The sequence below is a fragment of the Mesorhizobium sp. M0772 genome (assembly GCF_040320135.1).
Lineage (GTDB): Bacteria > Pseudomonadota > Alphaproteobacteria > Rhizobiales > Rhizobiaceae > Mesorhizobium.
Genome location: NZ_JAMYPB010000011.1, coordinates 1 through 15,813 on the forward strand (window position 1 = coordinate 1; position 15,813 = coordinate 15,813).

Below are 15,813 nucleotides of genomic sequence, written 5' to 3' on the forward strand. Positions count from 1 at the left end.
CCGCCCCGCGGCGCGGACCCCCACCCCGCTCCGCTTCGCGGATCGACCCTCCCCACAACGGGGGAGGGTAATCACTCCACCGTGCCTTCCTCATACTCGGCCGACATGGTTAGCCACTTCTCCTCGTGACCGGCAAGCTGCTGTGCCAGCTGCGAGCGCTCCTTGGCGAGCCGGGTCGCGGTCGACGGATCCTTTTCGTACACCGCCGGATTGGCGAGTTCATCCTCGATCAGGTCGATGCGTTTGCGGATGCGGTCCATCAGCGCTTCGGTGGCGCGGATTTCCTTGGCCAGCGGCTCGAAGGCAGCGCGGCGCGCCGCGGCATCGCGGCGGCGATCGGCCTTTGATGCCTTCTCGGCCTCGCGCTTGCCGCGTCGATCGCCGGACACGCCGGTGACGAGCGTCTTGTAGTCCTCTAGGTCGCCGTCATACGGGTTGACCGCACCATCCTTGACCAGCCACAGGCGGTCGGCGGTCGCTTCCAGCAGATGCCGGTCATGCGAGATCAGGATGACGGCGCCGGGAAACTCGTTCAGCGCATGGATCAAGGACTCGCGGCTGTCGATGTCCAAATGGTTGGTCGGTTCGTCGAGGATGAACAGGTTTGGACCCTCGAAGGCCGACAGGCCCATGAGCAGGCGCGCCTTCTCGCCGCCGGACAGGTCCTTGGCGGCGGTGTTCATCTTTTCGGTGGTCAGACCGAACTGGGCGACGCGGCCGCGCACCTTGGATTCCGGCGCTTCCGGCATCAGCCGGCGGACATGCTCATAGGCGTTTTCATCCGGGCGTAGGTCGTCGAGTTGGTGCTGGGCGAAGATCGCCACTTTCAGGCCCGGCGCCACCGTCATGGTGCCGCTCTCCTGCTTCAACCGGCCCGACAGAAGCTTGGCGAAGGTCGACTTGCCGTTGCCGTTGGCGCCGAGCAGGGCGATGCGGTCGTCGGCATCGATGCGCAACGTCATCTTCTTGAGGATCGGCTGGCCCTCGGTGTAGCCGACATTGACGTTGTTCAAGGCAATGATCGGCGACGCCACCGTTTTCACCGGTTCGGGGAAAGAGAACGGCCGCACCGTGTCGTTCACGATCGCGGCAATCGGCTTCATCTTCTCCAGCGCCTTGATGCGCGACTGCGCCTGTCTCGCCTTCGAAGCCTTGGCGCGGAAGCGTTCGACGAAGGACTCCATGTGTTTGCGCGCGGCTTCCTGCTTGACGCGGCCCTTCTCCTGCAATTCCTTCTGCTCGGTGTACTGGCGCTCGAACTGGTCGTAGCCGCCGCGCCAGAAGGTCAGCTTCTTCTGGTCGAGATGAACGATGGAATTGACGGCGCGGTTGAGCAGGTCGCGATCGTGCGAGATCAGAAGCACCGTGTGCGGATATTTCGACACGTAGTTTTCCAACCAAAGCGTGCCTTCGAGATCGAGATAGTTGGTCGGCTCGTCGAGCAGCAGAAGGTCGGGCTCGGCAAACAGCACCGCGGCGAGCGCCACACGCATGCGCCAGCCGCCGGAGAAGGACGAGGCCGGGCGGCGCTGCGCGGCGTCGTCGAAGCCAAGGCCGGCGAGGATGGTGGCCGCGCGGGATTCCGCCGAATGCGCATCGATATCCGCCAGCCGCATATGGATGTCGGCAATGCGGTGCGCGTCGGTGGCGGTCTTTTCCTCCTCGAGCAGCGCGGTGCGCTCGAGATCGGCCTTGAGCACGATCTCGATCAGCGGCTCCTCGGTGCCGGGTGCTTCCTGCGCCACCTGGCCGATGCGGGTGTTCTTGGGCAGGCTTATCGAGCCGGTCTCGGAGGGAAAGTCGCCGGTGATGGCCTTGAACAGCGTCGTCTTGCCGGTGCCGTTGCGGCCGACGAGGCCGGCCTTTGTGCCGGCCGGCAAGGTCAGCGAGGCATGATCGAGAAGCAAGCGTCCGGCCATGCGGAGCGAAAGATCGTTGATGATAAGCATGCCGGGGCTTTTGCACGGGAGGGCGGCGCTTCGCAAGGGCCTGGGCGCCGGCGGGGGCGTAAGGCATGAAAACGGCGCGCCTTAAGCGCGCCGTCCATTGCAAACAGCAGACTGACTTTTCAGAGGCTGCCTGGTTCAGGCTTTAGGTTTGCGCTTCGTCACCTTGGCCGCGGCGGCCGGAACGGCCGGCTTGCGGCCGAGGCCCGAAGACTTGGCCAGTGCCGAACGGGTCGCGGAGTAGTTCGGCGCCACCATCGGATAGTCCGACGGCAAGCCCCATTTGCCACGATATTCCTCCGGGCTGAGACCATGGTCGGTCATCAAGTGGCGCTTCAGCGACTTGAATTTCTTGCCATCTTCCAGACAGACGATGTGGTCGGGAAACACCGACCGCTTCGGATTGACAGCCGGGTTCAGCGCGGGGCTTTCCACGGCGGCAATGCTGCCCAGCTTGCGCACCGATGCGCTGACGCTGGCGATCAGATCCGGCAGGCCAGACGCAGGGAGAGGATTGTTGCCGACATAGGCTGAGACGATGTCAGCAGTCAGTTCAATAGCGGTCTTGCTGTCGATGGTGTGCAATTCTGTTTCTCCCGCCGGTCATGAAGTTGCCGGCTTTTTTTAAGACTTCTCTTGATGTATCGACCTAGCTGCACCCCCCAACGGGTCGCTAAAGTCTCAATAAACGATCAAGAATCGGAACAGGAGGATGTTTCCACAACAGGTTGCAACGTTGCAAATTAGAAAATCTAATACTTAGAAACGGCCCACTTCGCGCCAGCAGATTTCAACTGCACGGACGCCGCAGGTTTAGAGTCGGCCAGTATGTCCAGAATGCGCTTCCAGCGGGCGCACCGGCCGAAATCTTTTTGCTCTATCGCCTTTTCGGCCTTCCTGGCGGCGTAGAGCGGCGCCTCGGCGCCGAACTCCTTGAGCAGCCAGAATGCTTCCTGTCTGGCGAGGCGTTCATCGTCGTCAAGCATGTTCAGCCTCCGAGTGTTCTATGCCCACCGCAATACAGCTGCCGATGACGAGGACCGCACCGGCTATCGCGGTCAGCGTCAGCCTTTCGCCCGAAAGTGTCAGCAGCAGCGTCGATGCGATCGGCGTCAGATAGGCGATGACCGCAACCTTGCCGCCGCCTTCAAGCTTCAAGGCGCGCGACCAGAAATAATATCCCAGCCCCATCGGGCCGGCGCCGAGATAGAGGCCAAGCAGGAGGTGCTCGCTGGATGGCCAGGCTGCGCCGTCGTGAATACACCATAGCAAGGTCAGGCCGACGCCGACCAATGCCGAAGGCAAAAGCAAACGCTCCGACGGTGTGGCCAGGCGGGCGACCGCAATCGAATAGAAGGCCATGCACAGCGCCGAGCCGAATGCAGCGAGATAGCCGACGATGCTGCCTTGGAGAAAAGGCTGGCCGCGACCACCCGAGATCACCAGCGCCACGCCGACAAAGCCGAACACGGCAGTCAAACCCAGCAGCACGGGGCGTTGCCGCTTGCCCAGCACGATGACCGCCGCCGCGACCATCAGCGGCCAGGTGTAGGCGACGAGATTGGCCTCGATCACCGGCATGGAGGCAAAGGCGATGTATTGCAGCACCATGGTGCCGACCAGGCCAATAAAGCCGACCGCGACCGGCGCCAGGGTGCCGTCAGCACCCTTGGCAAAGGCTGCGTCTTGCGTGTCCCCCTTCCGGCTCGCCAGATGGAGGACGGCGAACACCAGAGCCGCTCCACAAAATTGCAGCAACTGCACCAGCGACACCGGATGGCTGGCCAGCAGCGATTTGCCGACCAGCGCGTTGGTCGACCACAGGGCGACCGCGCCGGCGGCGAAGACCAGGGCCGATGGCGAGCCCGATCCATCCCGGAATCGCCGAGACGGTGCCTTGTCATTATCGCCGACCATGATGTTACCGACGGCCAAACAGGCGTCCACTTCTATGCCCTGGCTACCATGATTCCCTTGACCCGCCCGGGACCGGCGCATCGGCCGCCGCCGCAACCGGACGTTCTTCCTCGAAGCGCCGATAGGCCGGCAGCTGGTTCGTCCAGACGTCTTCGGCCAGTTCGTTGACCCATTCGCGATCGTGATCATTATCGGCTGCGAGATAGAACATGCGATTGTCGTCGACATAGGGCTTGGCCACAGAGCGCTGGTTGAGGACCAGCGTGACGCGCGAGCCGAGCTGGATCGGCGCGGTGCGGTGCAGCACACCGAGAAACTGGCCGAGTGTGGCGTAGTTCATCTTGTGGTCGATGCGCATGACCTGGTTGCGCGGAATCTCGCGGCCGGATTCAAGGATGGCGCGGCCGGTCTCGGAATCGTCGCAGTAGATTTCGAGATGGCCGCCGACCAGCGGATTGCTGATCGACAGCGGAATGAGTTCGGTGACCGGGACACCGTCGCAATGCCAATCGACGGCGCCGTCCTTGGGATTCATGAAAGTGACGGTCGAGCCGACGATCGACAGCGGATAGGGCTCGAGCTTGGTGCCCATCATGTCGGACAGACGTTCCAGCCGCAGCTTGTCATGCAGCAGTTCCTTGATCTCCGGGATGAAGCGGTCGGCGCCGGTGATGAAGGTCAGGTCGAGGTGCTTGTGCACGGCGTGGCTGGCCTTGAGCTTCAACGCCGCCTCTTCGATCGCCGCCAGCAGCGCCGGGTCGTAGCCATGCAGATACTGCGCAACGCCGAAACCCGACACTTTCCAGGCCGTCTCATGACCGATAATGGCTTCTCGGCTCATCGCGTAGCGCAGTTCAGGTATGGTATGGGCGTTCATTCTACTTCTCCAGGATGGGGGCATCACTTGGTAAACTGTCGATTAATTTCCCCACCCCTGTAAAATTAGGAATGCTGGTGCTAGTGTAAGCCCAGCTTAAGGTCGAAACGCGTGCGTCTGCTCAGTCAGGTCAACCTCAATTCGCTGAAGATTGTCGAAAGTGCCGCCCGGCACCGTAACTTCACGCGCGCCGGCGAAGAGCAGTTTATTACTGCTTCCGCCGTCAGCCAGCGCGTCAAAAGCCTCGAGGACCAGCTGCGCTTCAAGATCTTCCAGCGCGGTGGCAATGCGGTGTCGCTGACACCCGAAGGCGAGACCTATGTGTCGCGCGTTCGCGAGGCGCTGGAGCGCATCGTGGCGGCCAGCATGGAGGCGACCGGACAGTCGCAGGCGCATGTGCTGAAGATTTCGGTGCTGCCGACGTTCGCGGCGCGCTGGCTGTTTGCCCGCCTGCCGCTGTTCCAGCGGCAATATCCCGAAATCGAAATGCGGGTCTCGACCTCCTACGCCACCAATGAGTTCGCCACCTCCGAGTTCGACCTCGAGATCCGCTATGGCGACGGCAGCTTTCCCGACCTCAAGGCGGACCTGCTGTTCAAGGAGGATTTGACGCCGGTGTGCAGCAGGAAGCTGTTCCACGAAGTTCTCGGCGACAGGCCGCCGTCACAGGTGACGCCCGACGACCTCAGGCATTTCACGCTGCTGCATTCCGACACCTGCACGCAGAACTGGCAGTCGTGGCTGGGTTTTGCCGGCGCGAGTTCCGTGCTCGGCGAGACCAAGAGCATCTATTTCGATTCCTGCATGATGTCCTATGAGGCGGCCAATGCAGGCATGGGCTTTGCAGTCGCCAACCGCGCCTATATGGCGAGCGAGATCCGCGCAGAGCGGCTGGTGGCGCCGTTTGCCGTGCATCACCCCAACACCGCCGGCTGGTATTTCGTCTGCCCGTTCACCGCGCCGTACACGCGCAAGGTGGAATTGTTCAAGCAGTGGATCATGGCCGAGGCGGCGCTGACGCAGTGCCAGCTGGACGCCGGGATTGCCGGCGGCCCGGTGCTGCGCAAGGCCATTGCCTGAGGTCCTCCCGTGGAGTTTCGTTCCGCACGCCATCTGACATCGAAGTTGTTTTGTGCAGAAGCGCCGTCATGAAGCAGGTCGATGCGGCCCACCTCATGACGCAGGCGAGAGACTCAGCTATCTTCGGTTGTTGCGGCGGACCTGATATCCGCCTGGCCGGCGCTATCAGCTCACCTCCCAAGCGGCGCCGGCCTTCTTCTCCCGAAGGCTACCTTCAGCGTTGTCGTCCCGCTAAAACGATCATTGCGCCGGCTGATCGCCGCTGGCCGCCGGCTTTGGCGCCGAATCCGTCTGGGGGGTTTGATCGAGCACCGGGGCTTTGGTTGGCTGGATGTCGCCGTCGCAGGCGGCGAGCGCCAAGCTGGCGGCCAACAGAATCAGAAGCCTCTTCATGGCGACCTCCTAAGTCTGCCCTCTCCTTGGTAAGGCAACGAGGTGGTTCGGCTTTGGTTGCACGCTCGCAAACGACGCGCGTCGGCTGGAACCAAACGGCGGCTCTGGGGTTGGTTGCCCAAAGGAGATCGCGCCATGATCCGTCTGCTCATTACCGGCCTTTTCGCTTACGCGACCTATCGCATCGCCAAGGAGATCATCAAGGACGTGCCCGACAATTTCGATCCGTTGCCGGTGCCTGGCGACGAACGCGCCACCTTGCGGCGCCAGTCGGCGGCAACGGGTGTCGCGCCACAGCGATAAGGGCTTCCGCCCGTTGCGAACAAAGCGGAAACGATGCTTGATAGGCGATGACCATCGCCATCAATGATTCGTCCTTGCAGCCCGCCTATCTGGCGAAGCTCAACGCCGAGCAGCGGCTCGCCGTCGAACATGGCGACGGCCAGGTCGCCGGGCCGCTGCTGGTGATCGCCGGCGCCGGCTCCGGCAAGACCAACACGCTCGCCCACCGGGTTGCGCATCTGATCGTCAAGGGGGCTGATCCCAGACGCATTCTGCTTATGACATTCTCGCGCCGCGCCGCCACCGAAATGGCCAGGCGGGTCGAACGCATCGCCGGCGAGGTGCTGGGCCGAGACGCGTCCGTCATCGCCGACGCGCTGAGCTGGGCCGGTACGTTTCACGGCATCGGCGCCAGGCTGCTGCGTGACTATGCGCTGACGATCGGCCTCGACCCCGCCTTTACCATCCATGACCGCGAGGATTCCGCCGACCTGATGAATCTTGCCCGGCATGAACTTGGATTCTCGAAGACCGAAAGCCGTTTTCCGACCAAGGGCACCTGCCTGGCGATCTATTCGCGCGCGGTCAACGCGCAGGCGCCGCTCGGCGAGGTGCTGGGTTCGGCCTTTCCGTGGTGTGCCGGCTGGGCCGAACAACTGAAGGCTCTGTTCGCCCGATATGTCGAGGCCAAGCAGGCGCAGAACGTGCTCGATTACGACGACCTCCTGCTCTACTGGGCGCAGATGGCCGCCGAGCCGGAGATCGCGGCGCATCTCGGCTCCCGTTTCGACCATGTGCTGGTCGACGAATACCAGGACACCAACCGGCTGCAGGCCTCGATCCTTTCGGCGCTGAAGCCGGACGGCGCCGGACTGACGGTGGTGGGCGACGACGCGCAGTCGATCTATTCGTTTCGCGCCGCGGAAGTGCGCAACATCCTCGATTTCCCGCAACAATTCGCGCGAGCCGCCGATGTCATCATGCTGGAGCGCAATTACCGCTCGACCGAGACTATTTTGGCGGCAGCCAATGCGGTCATCTCGGAGGCGTCGGAGCGCTTCACCAAGAACCTCTGGTCGGAGCGCAAATCCTCGCAAAAGCCGAAACTGGTCAGCGTGCGCGACGAGGCGGAGCAGGCGAACTATGTCTGCCAGGCCATCCTTGCCGAGCGCGAGGCCGGCACGGTGCTGAAGTCGCAGGCGGTGCTGTTTCGCGCCTCGCACCACAGCGGGCCGCTGGAGATCGAACTGACGCGCCGCAACATCCCCTTCGTCAAGTTCGGCGGGCTCAAATTCCTCGACGCCGCCCATGTCAAGGACGTGCTTTCGGTGCTGCGTTTTGCCGAGAACCCGCGCGACCGCGTCGCCGGCTTCCGCGTGCTGCAGCTCCTGCCCGGTATCGGCCCTTCGGCGGCGAGCACCATCGTCGAGGCCATGGCGACATCGCTCGACGAGGAAATGGGGCTGGCCCGCTACCGGCCGCCGCAACGCGCGGCTGAGGACTGGCCAGCCTTCGTTGCGCTTTATTCCGGCCTGCGCGCGCGGTCGGGGAAATGGCCGGCCGATCTCGAACAGGTCAGGCTGTGGTACGAGCCGCATCTTGAGCGCATGCACGATGATGCAACGACGCGGCGGGCCGACCTCATGCAGCTCGAGCAGATCGGTTCCGGCTATGCTTCGCGCGAGCGCTTCCTGACCGAGCTGACGCTGGATCCACCGGATGCGACCAGCGACCAGGCCGGGCCGCCGCACCGCGACGAGGACTATCTGATCCTGTCGACCATTCATTCGGCCAAGGGCCAGGAATGGAAGAACGTCTTCGTGCTCAACACCGTCGATGGCTGCATCCCGGCCGATCTCGGCGTCGGCACCAAGGAAGAGATCGAGGAGGAGCGCCGGCTGCTTTACGTCGCCATGACGCGGGCCAAGGACGGCCTGCATCTGGTGACGCCGCAGCGCTTCTTCACTCACGGCCAGGCAGCGCGCGGCGACCGCCACGTCTATGCCTCGCGAACCCGTTTCATCCCGGCCTCGATTCTCGGCGCTTTCGAGCAGACCTCTTGGGCGAGCGTCCACGCAAAGGACGATCCGCGCCACAGACCTGAAGTCCGCGTCGACCTCGGCGCCCGCATGCGCGGCATGTGGAAATAGAAGCCGCCGCAACCGCGGATGCCGGCCGGGGAGCGACCTCAAGAAGCAAATCGTCCTGTCATGGCATCTCTCAGGGAACCTCGGGCCGCCGGCCGCGTTTTCTGGCGTCCAACCCGCGATCGGAGAGCGGCGACCGCCGCCTTTCCGCCCATCCAGAGAGGCCAGAATGCACGACGCGATGTTCTTCACCCCGGTTGCCGTTAGCGTTGGCGCCGGCCACAAACGCATGCTCGCCTCGCTGTTCGACATGCATGATTTCCTGACCGAATTTCCGCCGTCACGCCGGCGCCTGAGCTATGGCGCGGCGGTGAGGGCCTGCGAGGCGGCACGCGCCGGCGAAATCTCGACCGAGGCCGCACGCGATGCCCTGATCACCTTTGCGGTCACGGCAGGCATCCTCTGGCCCGCGGTCCAGCCGGCCGTCTCGGTCAAGCCGGTCGCACACGGTTATGGCGGCTACGCCGTCTGAGACGGCCGGGACCAGGTCTGCCCAGCAAAAAGATCACTCGGACTTGCCGGCAGACGTCGGCGAGGCCTCTGCCAGCCTTGCCGGCGGGGCGGTCTGTTCGGTGTTGCCGACAAAGAGTTGATTGCCGACAAAGGGATAGGCAAGCTGCCGATGATAGAGCGAGGGAACCGGGTGATCGGTGCCGTATTTCTGCGGCATCCTCGGGCATGAACAATGTGCCTCCCAGCATGTCGAGCAAAGGCAGCTGCCCGGCGAAATTCTTGTCCCAGGCTTCGCGCTCATTGGCATGATGCCAGTGATGAAATCGCGGTGACGCCAGCAGCCATTTCAAAGGCCGTTGCGGCCGAAGATCGGCTCGCCAGAGATTAATGCCAAGGGATGAACGAATCGCGGCTGGCCACGGATTGCTGCCATTTGCCGGCAGGGGCCGCATGCCTGGCCAAACCAAGTCTCAGGTTTGGCGAATCGCCAACCGTTCCGACAGCGCAGGCAGCGGCACTGCGGCGACTGGAGAGCTTGCCGCCATCTGCCCGGATCGCGGCGGCCTTTTGAACAGCCCGCCTGCCCACCGCGTGGACGGGCGCTCGATCCATCGATAGCTTGCCCAGCTTACCATCAGGACACAAACGCCTGTGGTAACGATGTAGGAGAGGACACCCGCTGAATGGCTCAACCAGGCACCGAACAACAGCGACACTGCGATCATGGTCGGCCAATGCCACATATAGGTCGAGTATGAAATATCGCCCAGAAATGTGACCCACTTGGCTGGGCGCGAGCCGGCGCCCTCCAATGACAGCGCGCCCCATACGATCAGCGACGCAGCCGTTCCATAGATGGCGAGGCGAAGCAGGCCGGTCGTGGTCCCGAGCATCGGCCCAGCGTAATAACCGGCTACAGCCACAATGACACAGCCCAGAACTATGCAGACTCTCGGAAATGGCAGCGATCGGCGGCTCGCGACATAACCGATCAGCAATCCCGGCAGGAACTCCACTGTGATAGGGGCGGCAAAATACAATCCATGACCCCAGCCGCGCTCTGCTGCAGTCACAGCCACAATATGGGCTACGCCCCAGACAGCGATCACCGCTCCCGACCTTCGACCGAACAGCATGGCCAAACCCGCGACAAGGTAAAATTGAATTTCGAAGCAAAGCGTCCAACTGACCGGATGCAGAAAATTCGTCGTCACCAAGCCGAGGGTTTTCGGCGTCAATTGTGAAAAATCGACGGGATAGAGACCCCCGCTGCTGAGCAGCACGACGATTGTCGCGCCGAGGGAAAGCCAATAGATCGGATAGATCCTGACAAAGCGCCGCATAAGGAATTGCAGGGAATAAAAAGGGTGACCCGCGTTCTGCTGCTGCAGGAGACCTGCGATGATTACGCCACTGACGACGAAAAAAATGTCGACCCCGAACGCTCCGAAATGCAAGAAAAAGTTGTAGGCCGTAGCTCCCCATTGGTTCTTGCCAAATGATGAGACCGTACAAATATGCAAAAAAACAACTAAAGTTGCAGCAATACCTCTTAACGCTTGTATTGAAAGTGATTTCGAGCGAAGATTCATATCTCACCCAGAAAAAACGATATTTTCTTTGGCATATTGCGGGCATTTCTTGATTAACCTATCATCTCTCTTAAGATTGTCGATTCACTCCTTTCATCGCTCCACAGGCTGATGTCAAAAGCCCGGAAGCTAACTGTTTCCGCGAGTTTAGACAGCGCGAGAGCCACGAACTGTTCCTGGCATTCGGGCCGGCCGACCGGCAAAGCAAGGTGCCGTGGCACTTAGCTGCTCCGCACGGCTACTTCCGCAAAAAACGATATTTTTAGGTTAGCAGGCGAAATTTCGTGATGAATTGGAATCAATGAGCAGATTCGACATCTCGCCCTACAATCGTAAAATAAGATTTTTCTATAAGCATGACACGATATCTGTAAGATTCTTATATTTCTAAGATGATATCGCGGTTCTACTAAAAGCAGGAAACAAAACATGCCGATAATCTTTGAATGCATATTGTGGAATGAAGCTCTGACGGCTAACCTACTTGGCAGAGTGGGAAGTGATGCGCTATTTTTTGCAAAAACATGTCACGGGGCTAAGTTAAGAAATAATATCAGCATACAGATGGGTGAAATCTTGGTGAATACACGAGATGTATTGTCGAACAGGCCGAGTCACCGGTGGAATAAACCCAACATTGGCGCTCTGTTCGCGACGGTTGGACAATTCGGTATCCAGCAGTTTTTTGACTTCCGCAAAGATCCCGCCGTCGAGAAGGTCAATGCACCATCTTCCAAAGCGCTGATTGACGAAACGCTCACAAAAGAGAAAGCAAGCCAGCTTCCCAAGCTTATGTGCGCACTCGACGTTCCTTCGAGCCGCTCATTTCACGTCGGCAAGGGGCTTGCGCTGTACCTGCAGGGCTGGGCTTTCTGTCCCGGCAACGCGATCAGACGGCTCTATGTCCTGGACGGAACCAGGCAGCATGAAATCAAGAACCATTCCTGGGCTCGGCCCGATGTCGTGCACTGCTTCTATCCCGCGCAGGATTCAACTGGCGGCAGCCTGTTCTCCGAATTCACCACCATATTGCCGATCGAGGAGATTGCGGAACCGGAGACCCGCGAACTGCGACTTCTTGCCGAGCTTAAATCCGGAGACATGATCGAGCAGTCTCTTGCCGCCTTCAGGCTCCAACCTGGGACCAACCGGCGACCGGTGAAGGTGAAATGGCCGGCCACTGGTCCCAAGATTGCCATCTGCATGGCGGCATACAATCCGCCACAGGAACTTCTGGAGCAACAGATCGCGTCAATCATCGGTCAAGACCACAAGAACTGGATCTGCATCATCACTGATGACAGCTCAAATTCCTCTTCCCGTCGCGATATTCTTGATTTGGTAGAGAATGATAAACGATTTATTTACGTTAGAAACAGGGAACGGAAGGGTTTCTACAAGAATTTCGAAGAGTGCCTTTCGCTGGTACCGGTCGGTGCAGAGTTCGTCGCGCTGGCAGATCAGGATGATCGTTGGCGTGCGGACAAACTAACCAAGCTCGTCCAGGCTTTGCCGGAGAACAAGAAACTCGCATTCAGCGACTGTCGTATCGTGGCCGCCGATGAGGTCGTCTCCGACACGTATTGGAGCCATCGCAAAAACGAATATACGGATTTTCTTTCGCTATTCCTCGGCAATAGCGTGAGTGGCGCCGCCAGCCTATTTCGCAGCGACATTCTCGACCGGATACTGCCGTTTCCGCAAAGGCTGGTGGATGCCTACCACGATCAGTGGATTGCACTTACTGCCCAGGTTGCGGGCGGGATTTCCTACACCCACGAGCCTCTGTACGATTATCATCAGCATGGAGCCAACGTGGTGGGGCAAGTCGTCGTGCCCTACGCCGGCGTTTCCCATTCAATAGGGTTTCTCCTGAAAGGCGTCGGAAACAAGCGTGCCTTGGTTGAGGCAGGTCGAGCTTTGCTGCACCAGGCACGCAGAGATTTTGTTGGGACGCTGGAAAAGGCCATATTCGCCGAGACGCTTCGGTTGCGAAACCCCGGGATGCCGGGAAGGCTGGGCAAAATAGTCAACCGCATGTCGCGCCTGACCACCAGCTTGGCCGAAGTGATCCTTCTGAGGTTTTCAGCCGCGCTACGGCGCCGTTCGACATTGAACGTCGAAGGACAGATGATGAACGCGGCCTTAGGTGTCAGGGCAAGAAATCTTGCCTATCGGTTGAAGAAAGCCAAATATTTGCAGTATGTCCGCAAGATCGCCACGGGATCCGACGCTCTGCCAAAAGCTGCGGCCTCCGGAGGGATACCGAGCGTCGCGGATACAAATGCCAGCTGGATTATTCACAATATCCAGCCGTTGACGCTGCGGGTGTCGAAGCGCGACCCAAAGCGCGTCAACATCCTCCTGGCAACGATCGATTTCAAATATATTTTCGGAGGCTATATCGGCATGTTCAGCCTGGCGCTGCGCCTGCGTCGGGAAGGTTTTCTCGTCCGGATCGTGACGTTGGAACATACGGAACTGGACATGGCGCTCGCTCGCGAGCGCATCAAAGGTTATCCCGGCGTCGAACAATTGTTTGACGAGATCGAAATCGAACATCGGTATGATCGCGATGACGAATTGTTCGTTAATCCCAATGATCGCTTCATTGCCACCAATGGCTGGGCGGCCCATGTCGCGCACCACGCCAGCCGGAAACTGGGACAGGACCGTTTCATGTTCATGGTCCAGGAATATGAACCCTATTTCCTACCCATGAACACGATTGCCGCACTGTTCCAGCAATCCTACCGCTTCCCGCAGTTCCAGCTTTTCTCGACACCCTTGCTGCGCGACTTTTTCAAGCTGAACAAGATCGGCGTGTTCTCGCAACCGGGTGCGAAGGAAAACCACGCTGTGTTCCGCAACGCCATCCAAAAATTCAAACCGTCGATAGACGACATGCGCGATCGCGAGCGGCGGATTCTTTTCTACGCCCGCCCGGAAGCACATGCCGCGCGCAATATGTTCGAACTCGGCATAATGGCGCTTGCCGAGCTGGCCCGTTCCCCGGGTTTCGACGCAGACAAGTGGAAGTGCTACGGGATGGGCTCGATCGGCGGCGCCAGCAAGATCAGGCTGGCGAAAAATGTGGTCATGGAGATGCTGCCGAAGACCGATTTGCAGACCTATACCGAACGGCTACCGCACCATGATGTCGGCCTCTCGCTGATGCTGACGCCGCATCCCAGCCTGGTGCCGCTGGAAATGGCTTCGGCCGGTATGTGGACCGTGACCAACACGTTCGAGAACAAGACGGCTAAGAGCCTGCGGGATATCTCGACCAACCTGATCGCTGTGGAGCCGACGCTGGAGGGCGTTGTCGCCGGGCTCAAGGACGCCATCTCGCGCGTCGATCAATACGATAAGCGGCTGCAAGGCTCGCGCTTCGATTGGCCGACCGACTGGAACGACGCCTTCTCCCAGGCGACGATGAAAAAGATCGTCGACTTTCTGTCTGATGCGCCGATCCTTCCCGTCGCGATCCATTCGCCTCGAAAAGGGACGCACAGCATTCGGGCGCCGGCGTTTAAAGCGCGTCGCCTAGCCGCGGGCTCGGCCCGCGGGTAGTAAGGGTTTGAAGAACAAAATCTTGTTAGGGCGCGACCGGCCCGTCAAGGTTTTTTCATGATCATGACCGATTGCCCAAGAGAAGCTCCACCCCATGGCGCTTTCGGGCCATCGACGAACTCCTTGATCGACAGGTTGGCGTGTCCGGCCCACACTTCCCACTGGTTACGCTCGATGAATGTGTTGAGGTAGTACACCCCCAGCGATCCTTCAAAGACCGGCCATTGAGTGGGCTCAGCCAGTTCAAGAAACGATATGACCGCCGTGCCACCCGGCTTCAGCGCGCGGGATACTTCCAAAAGATACGTATAGCATTCTGTCTGCAATAGATGCGTGAAAACGCTGAAGGCGTACACCACGTCAAATTCACCATCGCCGCACGGAAAGCTCAATTGCCGGTGCAGTCTATATTCGAAGTGCTTGGGTGTTTTGGTTTTCGCGTAGTCGAGCATGGATTGGACGATATCGGTTCCCAGATAGCGGCTGATATTAACCCTCTTGGCCAGGGCGTGAGCCACTCTTCCGCTGCCACAGCCAAAGTCGAACACGGCATCTCCATCTCGAATGCCGGCATAGGCCAGAACATCCGCGGCAATCTTGCCGATGCCTTCGTAGTTGCCTCCAACAGCGAGGCTCATCGCCTCGTCAAGCGGGTATTTCGCCAGAAGATCGGCAACGTGGCGCTCATAGTTCTCAACAAAATGATATTCAGCCATGGCTCTTCGTCTTTGTTTTTGGATTGAGCGACAAAAGCAACTTCCAGTCGTCGTTGCCTCTAGGCAGATTTTTGCACGATGTATTGGTCCTGGTATTTCCACCATGCGCCGGCTTCGTAGGATATCAACCGCGATCCCGGCAGCCGGCCGATCTGAAAGCCGACATATTGCGGATGAACGGTCGAACTGCCGTAATCCTGCTTGTCGAGGTCAATTTGTTCCGATTCAGCCTCGAATGCGATGCCATCAGGGCCAGGTGTCGGGATATGCGGATTGATGGCGCGGGCGGATTCGCCGATGGTCGTGAAGATCAGATAACCGCCTGGCGCCAGCAGCGAGTAGAGCGCCGAAAGCCATCTGCCAAAAGTGCGATTCGGAAGATGGGAAAAAAGCGAAATTACGGCGATGACATCGAACTGTCCGGGGATATCGAGGTGCTCAGGATCTTTCGACGACAGGAAGGCCGGGCATCCGAAATGTTTTCTCACGAACTCCACCGCTTCAGGATGGATATCACTGACCGTCAGGTCGCATAATTTCCGTAGATGGCGGGTGACCCGCCCATAGCCGGCGGCGAATTCGAGAACCCTCGGATTGCTCGAATCGGCGCCGAGGCTCCCGATTGTCCGCATCAGTTGTTCCGCGTCAGCCAGGCCGCCCTTGAAGTAGAATTGCAGACCGGTTTCGGCGTTCAATTTCAGGAAATGCGCCAACATCAGATCTTCGGAGTGAAGCGCTGGGCTTACCCCATAGGCCTCCGCAAATCGCTTCGCCGTCGATTCGAATTCTCCAACAGCTAAGGTTGCCATGTCACCCTTTCCGCTATTCTGTTTCACG

Annotated in this window: 15 protein-coding genes; 5 read left to right on the forward strand and 10 right to left on the reverse strand. The window is 59.8% G+C overall.

Going from position 1 to position 15,813, the window contains the following annotated elements; all coding sequences use genetic code 11:
• Positions 1–71: 71 nt before the first annotated feature.
• The 5 genes from NKI06_RS09970 to NKI06_RS09990 all read right to left on the reverse strand — a co-directional run bounded on the left by NKI06_RS09970 (position 72) and on the right by NKI06_RS09990 (position 4,740).
• Complete coding sequence (locus tag NKI06_RS09970; protein WP_352985091.1) at positions 72–1,949, reverse strand: ABC-F family ATP-binding cassette domain-containing protein; 1,878 nt, start codon at positions 1,947–1,949, stop codon at positions 72–74.
• Between the two features lie 135 nt (positions 1,950–2,084).
• On the reverse strand, positions 2,085–2,531 hold the full coding sequence (locus tag NKI06_RS09975; protein ID WP_023670270.1) for a Ros/MucR family transcriptional regulator: 447 nt from the start codon (positions 2,529–2,531) through the stop codon (positions 2,085–2,087).
• Between the two features lie 167 nt (positions 2,532–2,698).
• Positions 2,699–2,932, reverse strand: coding sequence for a hypothetical protein (locus NKI06_RS09980; protein ID WP_352985093.1), 234 nt, complete (start codon positions 2,930–2,932; stop codon positions 2,699–2,701).
• A complete protein-coding gene (locus NKI06_RS09985) occupies positions 2,925–3,863 on the reverse strand; it encodes a DMT family transporter (protein WP_502900584.1) in 939 nt (312 codons plus the stop codon). The genes NKI06_RS09980 and NKI06_RS09985 overlap by 8 nt, the downstream gene beginning before the upstream one ends.
• A 43-nt stretch (positions 3,864–3,906) precedes the next feature.
• Positions 3,907–4,740 (reverse strand): hypothetical protein, encoded by an 834-nt coding sequence (locus NKI06_RS09990; protein WP_023670267.1) that lies wholly within the window; start codon positions 4,738–4,740, stop codon positions 3,907–3,909.
• A 111-nt stretch (positions 4,741–4,851) separates the two neighbouring features.
• On the opposite strand from NKI06_RS09990, the gene NKI06_RS09995 reads away from it, so the two are divergent.
• Positions 4,852–5,820: a LysR substrate-binding domain-containing protein gene (locus tag NKI06_RS09995; RefSeq protein WP_352985097.1), complete on the forward strand. Its 969-nt coding sequence runs from the start codon at positions 4,852–4,854 to the stop codon at positions 5,818–5,820.
• A 240-nt stretch (positions 5,821–6,060) separates the two neighbouring features.
• On the opposite strand, the gene NKI06_RS10000 is transcribed toward NKI06_RS09995, so the two are convergent.
• A complete protein-coding gene (locus NKI06_RS10000) occupies positions 6,061–6,213 on the reverse strand; it encodes a hypothetical protein (protein WP_023693936.1) in 153 nt (50 codons plus the stop codon).
• Positions 6,214–6,348: 135 nt separating this feature from the next.
• On the opposite strand from NKI06_RS10000, the gene NKI06_RS10005 reads away from it, so the two are divergent.
• The 3 genes from NKI06_RS10005 to NKI06_RS10015 all read left to right on the forward strand — a co-directional run bounded on the left by NKI06_RS10005 (position 6,349) and on the right by NKI06_RS10015 (position 9,114).
• A complete protein-coding gene (locus NKI06_RS10005) occupies positions 6,349–6,516 on the forward strand; it encodes a hypothetical protein (protein WP_352985098.1) in 168 nt (55 codons plus the stop codon).
• Positions 6,517–6,563: 47 nt separating this feature from the next.
• Positions 6,564–8,645: an ATP-dependent helicase gene (locus NKI06_RS10010; RefSeq protein ID WP_352985099.1), complete on the forward strand. Its 2,082-nt coding sequence runs from the start codon at positions 6,564–6,566 to the stop codon at positions 8,643–8,645.
• Between the two features lie 166 nt (positions 8,646–8,811).
• Positions 8,812–9,114, forward strand: coding sequence for a DUF982 domain-containing protein (locus NKI06_RS10015; protein ID WP_023684743.1), 303 nt, complete (start codon positions 8,812–8,814; stop codon positions 9,112–9,114).
• A gap of 33 nt (positions 9,115–9,147) precedes the next feature.
• Here the strand turns inward: NKI06_RS10015 and NKI06_RS10020 are convergent, their stop codons facing one another.
• On the reverse strand, positions 9,148–9,312 hold the full coding sequence (locus NKI06_RS10020; RefSeq protein ID WP_352985101.1) for a hypothetical protein: 165 nt from the start codon (positions 9,310–9,312) through the stop codon (positions 9,148–9,150).
• Between the two features lie 253 nt (positions 9,313–9,565).
• Positions 9,566–10,687, reverse strand: a complete 1,122-nt coding sequence (locus NKI06_RS10025) for an acyltransferase family protein (RefSeq protein WP_081730968.1) — start codon at positions 10,685–10,687, stop codon at positions 9,566–9,568.
• A 564-nt stretch (positions 10,688–11,251) separates the two neighbouring features.
• Here NKI06_RS10025 and NKI06_RS10030 point away from each other — a divergent pair.
• On the forward strand, positions 11,252–14,260 hold the full coding sequence (locus tag NKI06_RS10030) for a rhamnosyltransferase WsaF family glycosyltransferase (RefSeq protein ID WP_352985103.1): 3,009 nt from the start codon (positions 11,252–11,254) through the stop codon (positions 14,258–14,260).
• 44 nt (positions 14,261–14,304) lie between these two features.
• Here NKI06_RS10030 and NKI06_RS10035 read toward each other — a convergent pair whose 3' ends face one another.
• Positions 14,305–14,976 (reverse strand): class I SAM-dependent methyltransferase, encoded by a 672-nt coding sequence (locus NKI06_RS10035; protein WP_023754709.1) that lies wholly within the window; start codon positions 14,974–14,976, stop codon positions 14,305–14,307.
• Positions 14,977–15,035: 59 nt separating this feature from the next.
• Positions 15,036–15,785, reverse strand: a complete 750-nt coding sequence (locus NKI06_RS10040) for a class I SAM-dependent methyltransferase (protein ID WP_352985104.1) — start codon at positions 15,783–15,785, stop codon at positions 15,036–15,038.
• Positions 15,786–15,813: the final 28 nt, after the last annotated feature.

Excerpts from the sequence above, each read along its gene's own strand:
- NKI06_RS09970 (WP_352985091.1), bottom strand. The coding sequence starts at position 1,949 with ATGCTTATCATCAACGATCTTTCGCTCCGCATGGCCGGACGCTTGCTT.
- NKI06_RS09980 (WP_352985093.1), bottom strand. The coding sequence starts at position 2,932 with ATGCTTGACGACGATGAACGCCTCGCCAGACAGGAAGCATTCTGGCTG.
- NKI06_RS09985 (WP_502900584.1), bottom strand. The coding sequence starts at position 3,863 with ATGGTCGGCGATAATGACAAGGCACCGTCTCGGCGATTCCGGGATGGA.
- NKI06_RS09990 (WP_023670267.1), bottom strand. The coding sequence starts at position 4,740 with ATGAACGCCCATACCATACCTGAACTGCGCTACGCGATGAGCCGAGAA.
- NKI06_RS10000 (WP_023693936.1), bottom strand. The coding sequence starts at position 6,213 with ATGAAGAGGCTTCTGATTCTGTTGGCCGCCAGCTTGGCGCTCGCCGCC.
- NKI06_RS10005 (WP_352985098.1), top strand. The coding sequence starts at position 6,349 with ATGATCCGTCTGCTCATTACCGGCCTTTTCGCTTACGCGACCTATCGC.
- NKI06_RS10010 (WP_352985099.1), top strand. The coding sequence starts at position 6,564 with ATGACCATCGCCATCAATGATTCGTCCTTGCAGCCCGCCTATCTGGCG.
- NKI06_RS10015 (WP_023684743.1), top strand. The coding sequence starts at position 8,812 with ATGCACGACGCGATGTTCTTCACCCCGGTTGCCGTTAGCGTTGGCGCC.
- NKI06_RS10020 (WP_352985101.1), bottom strand. The coding sequence starts at position 9,312 with ATGCCGCAGAAATACGGCACCGATCACCCGGTTCCCTCGCTCTATCAT.
- NKI06_RS10025 (WP_081730968.1), bottom strand. The coding sequence starts at position 10,687 with ATGAATCTTCGCTCGAAATCACTTTCAATACAAGCGTTAAGAGGTATT.
- NKI06_RS10030 (WP_352985103.1), top strand. The coding sequence starts at position 11,252 with ATGGGTGAAATCTTGGTGAATACACGAGATGTATTGTCGAACAGGCCG.
- NKI06_RS10035 (WP_023754709.1), bottom strand. The coding sequence starts at position 14,976 with ATGGCTGAATATCATTTTGTTGAGAACTATGAGCGCCACGTTGCCGAT.
- NKI06_RS10040 (WP_352985104.1), bottom strand. The coding sequence starts at position 15,785 with ATGGCAACCTTAGCTGTTGGAGAATTCGAATCGACGGCGAAGCGATTT.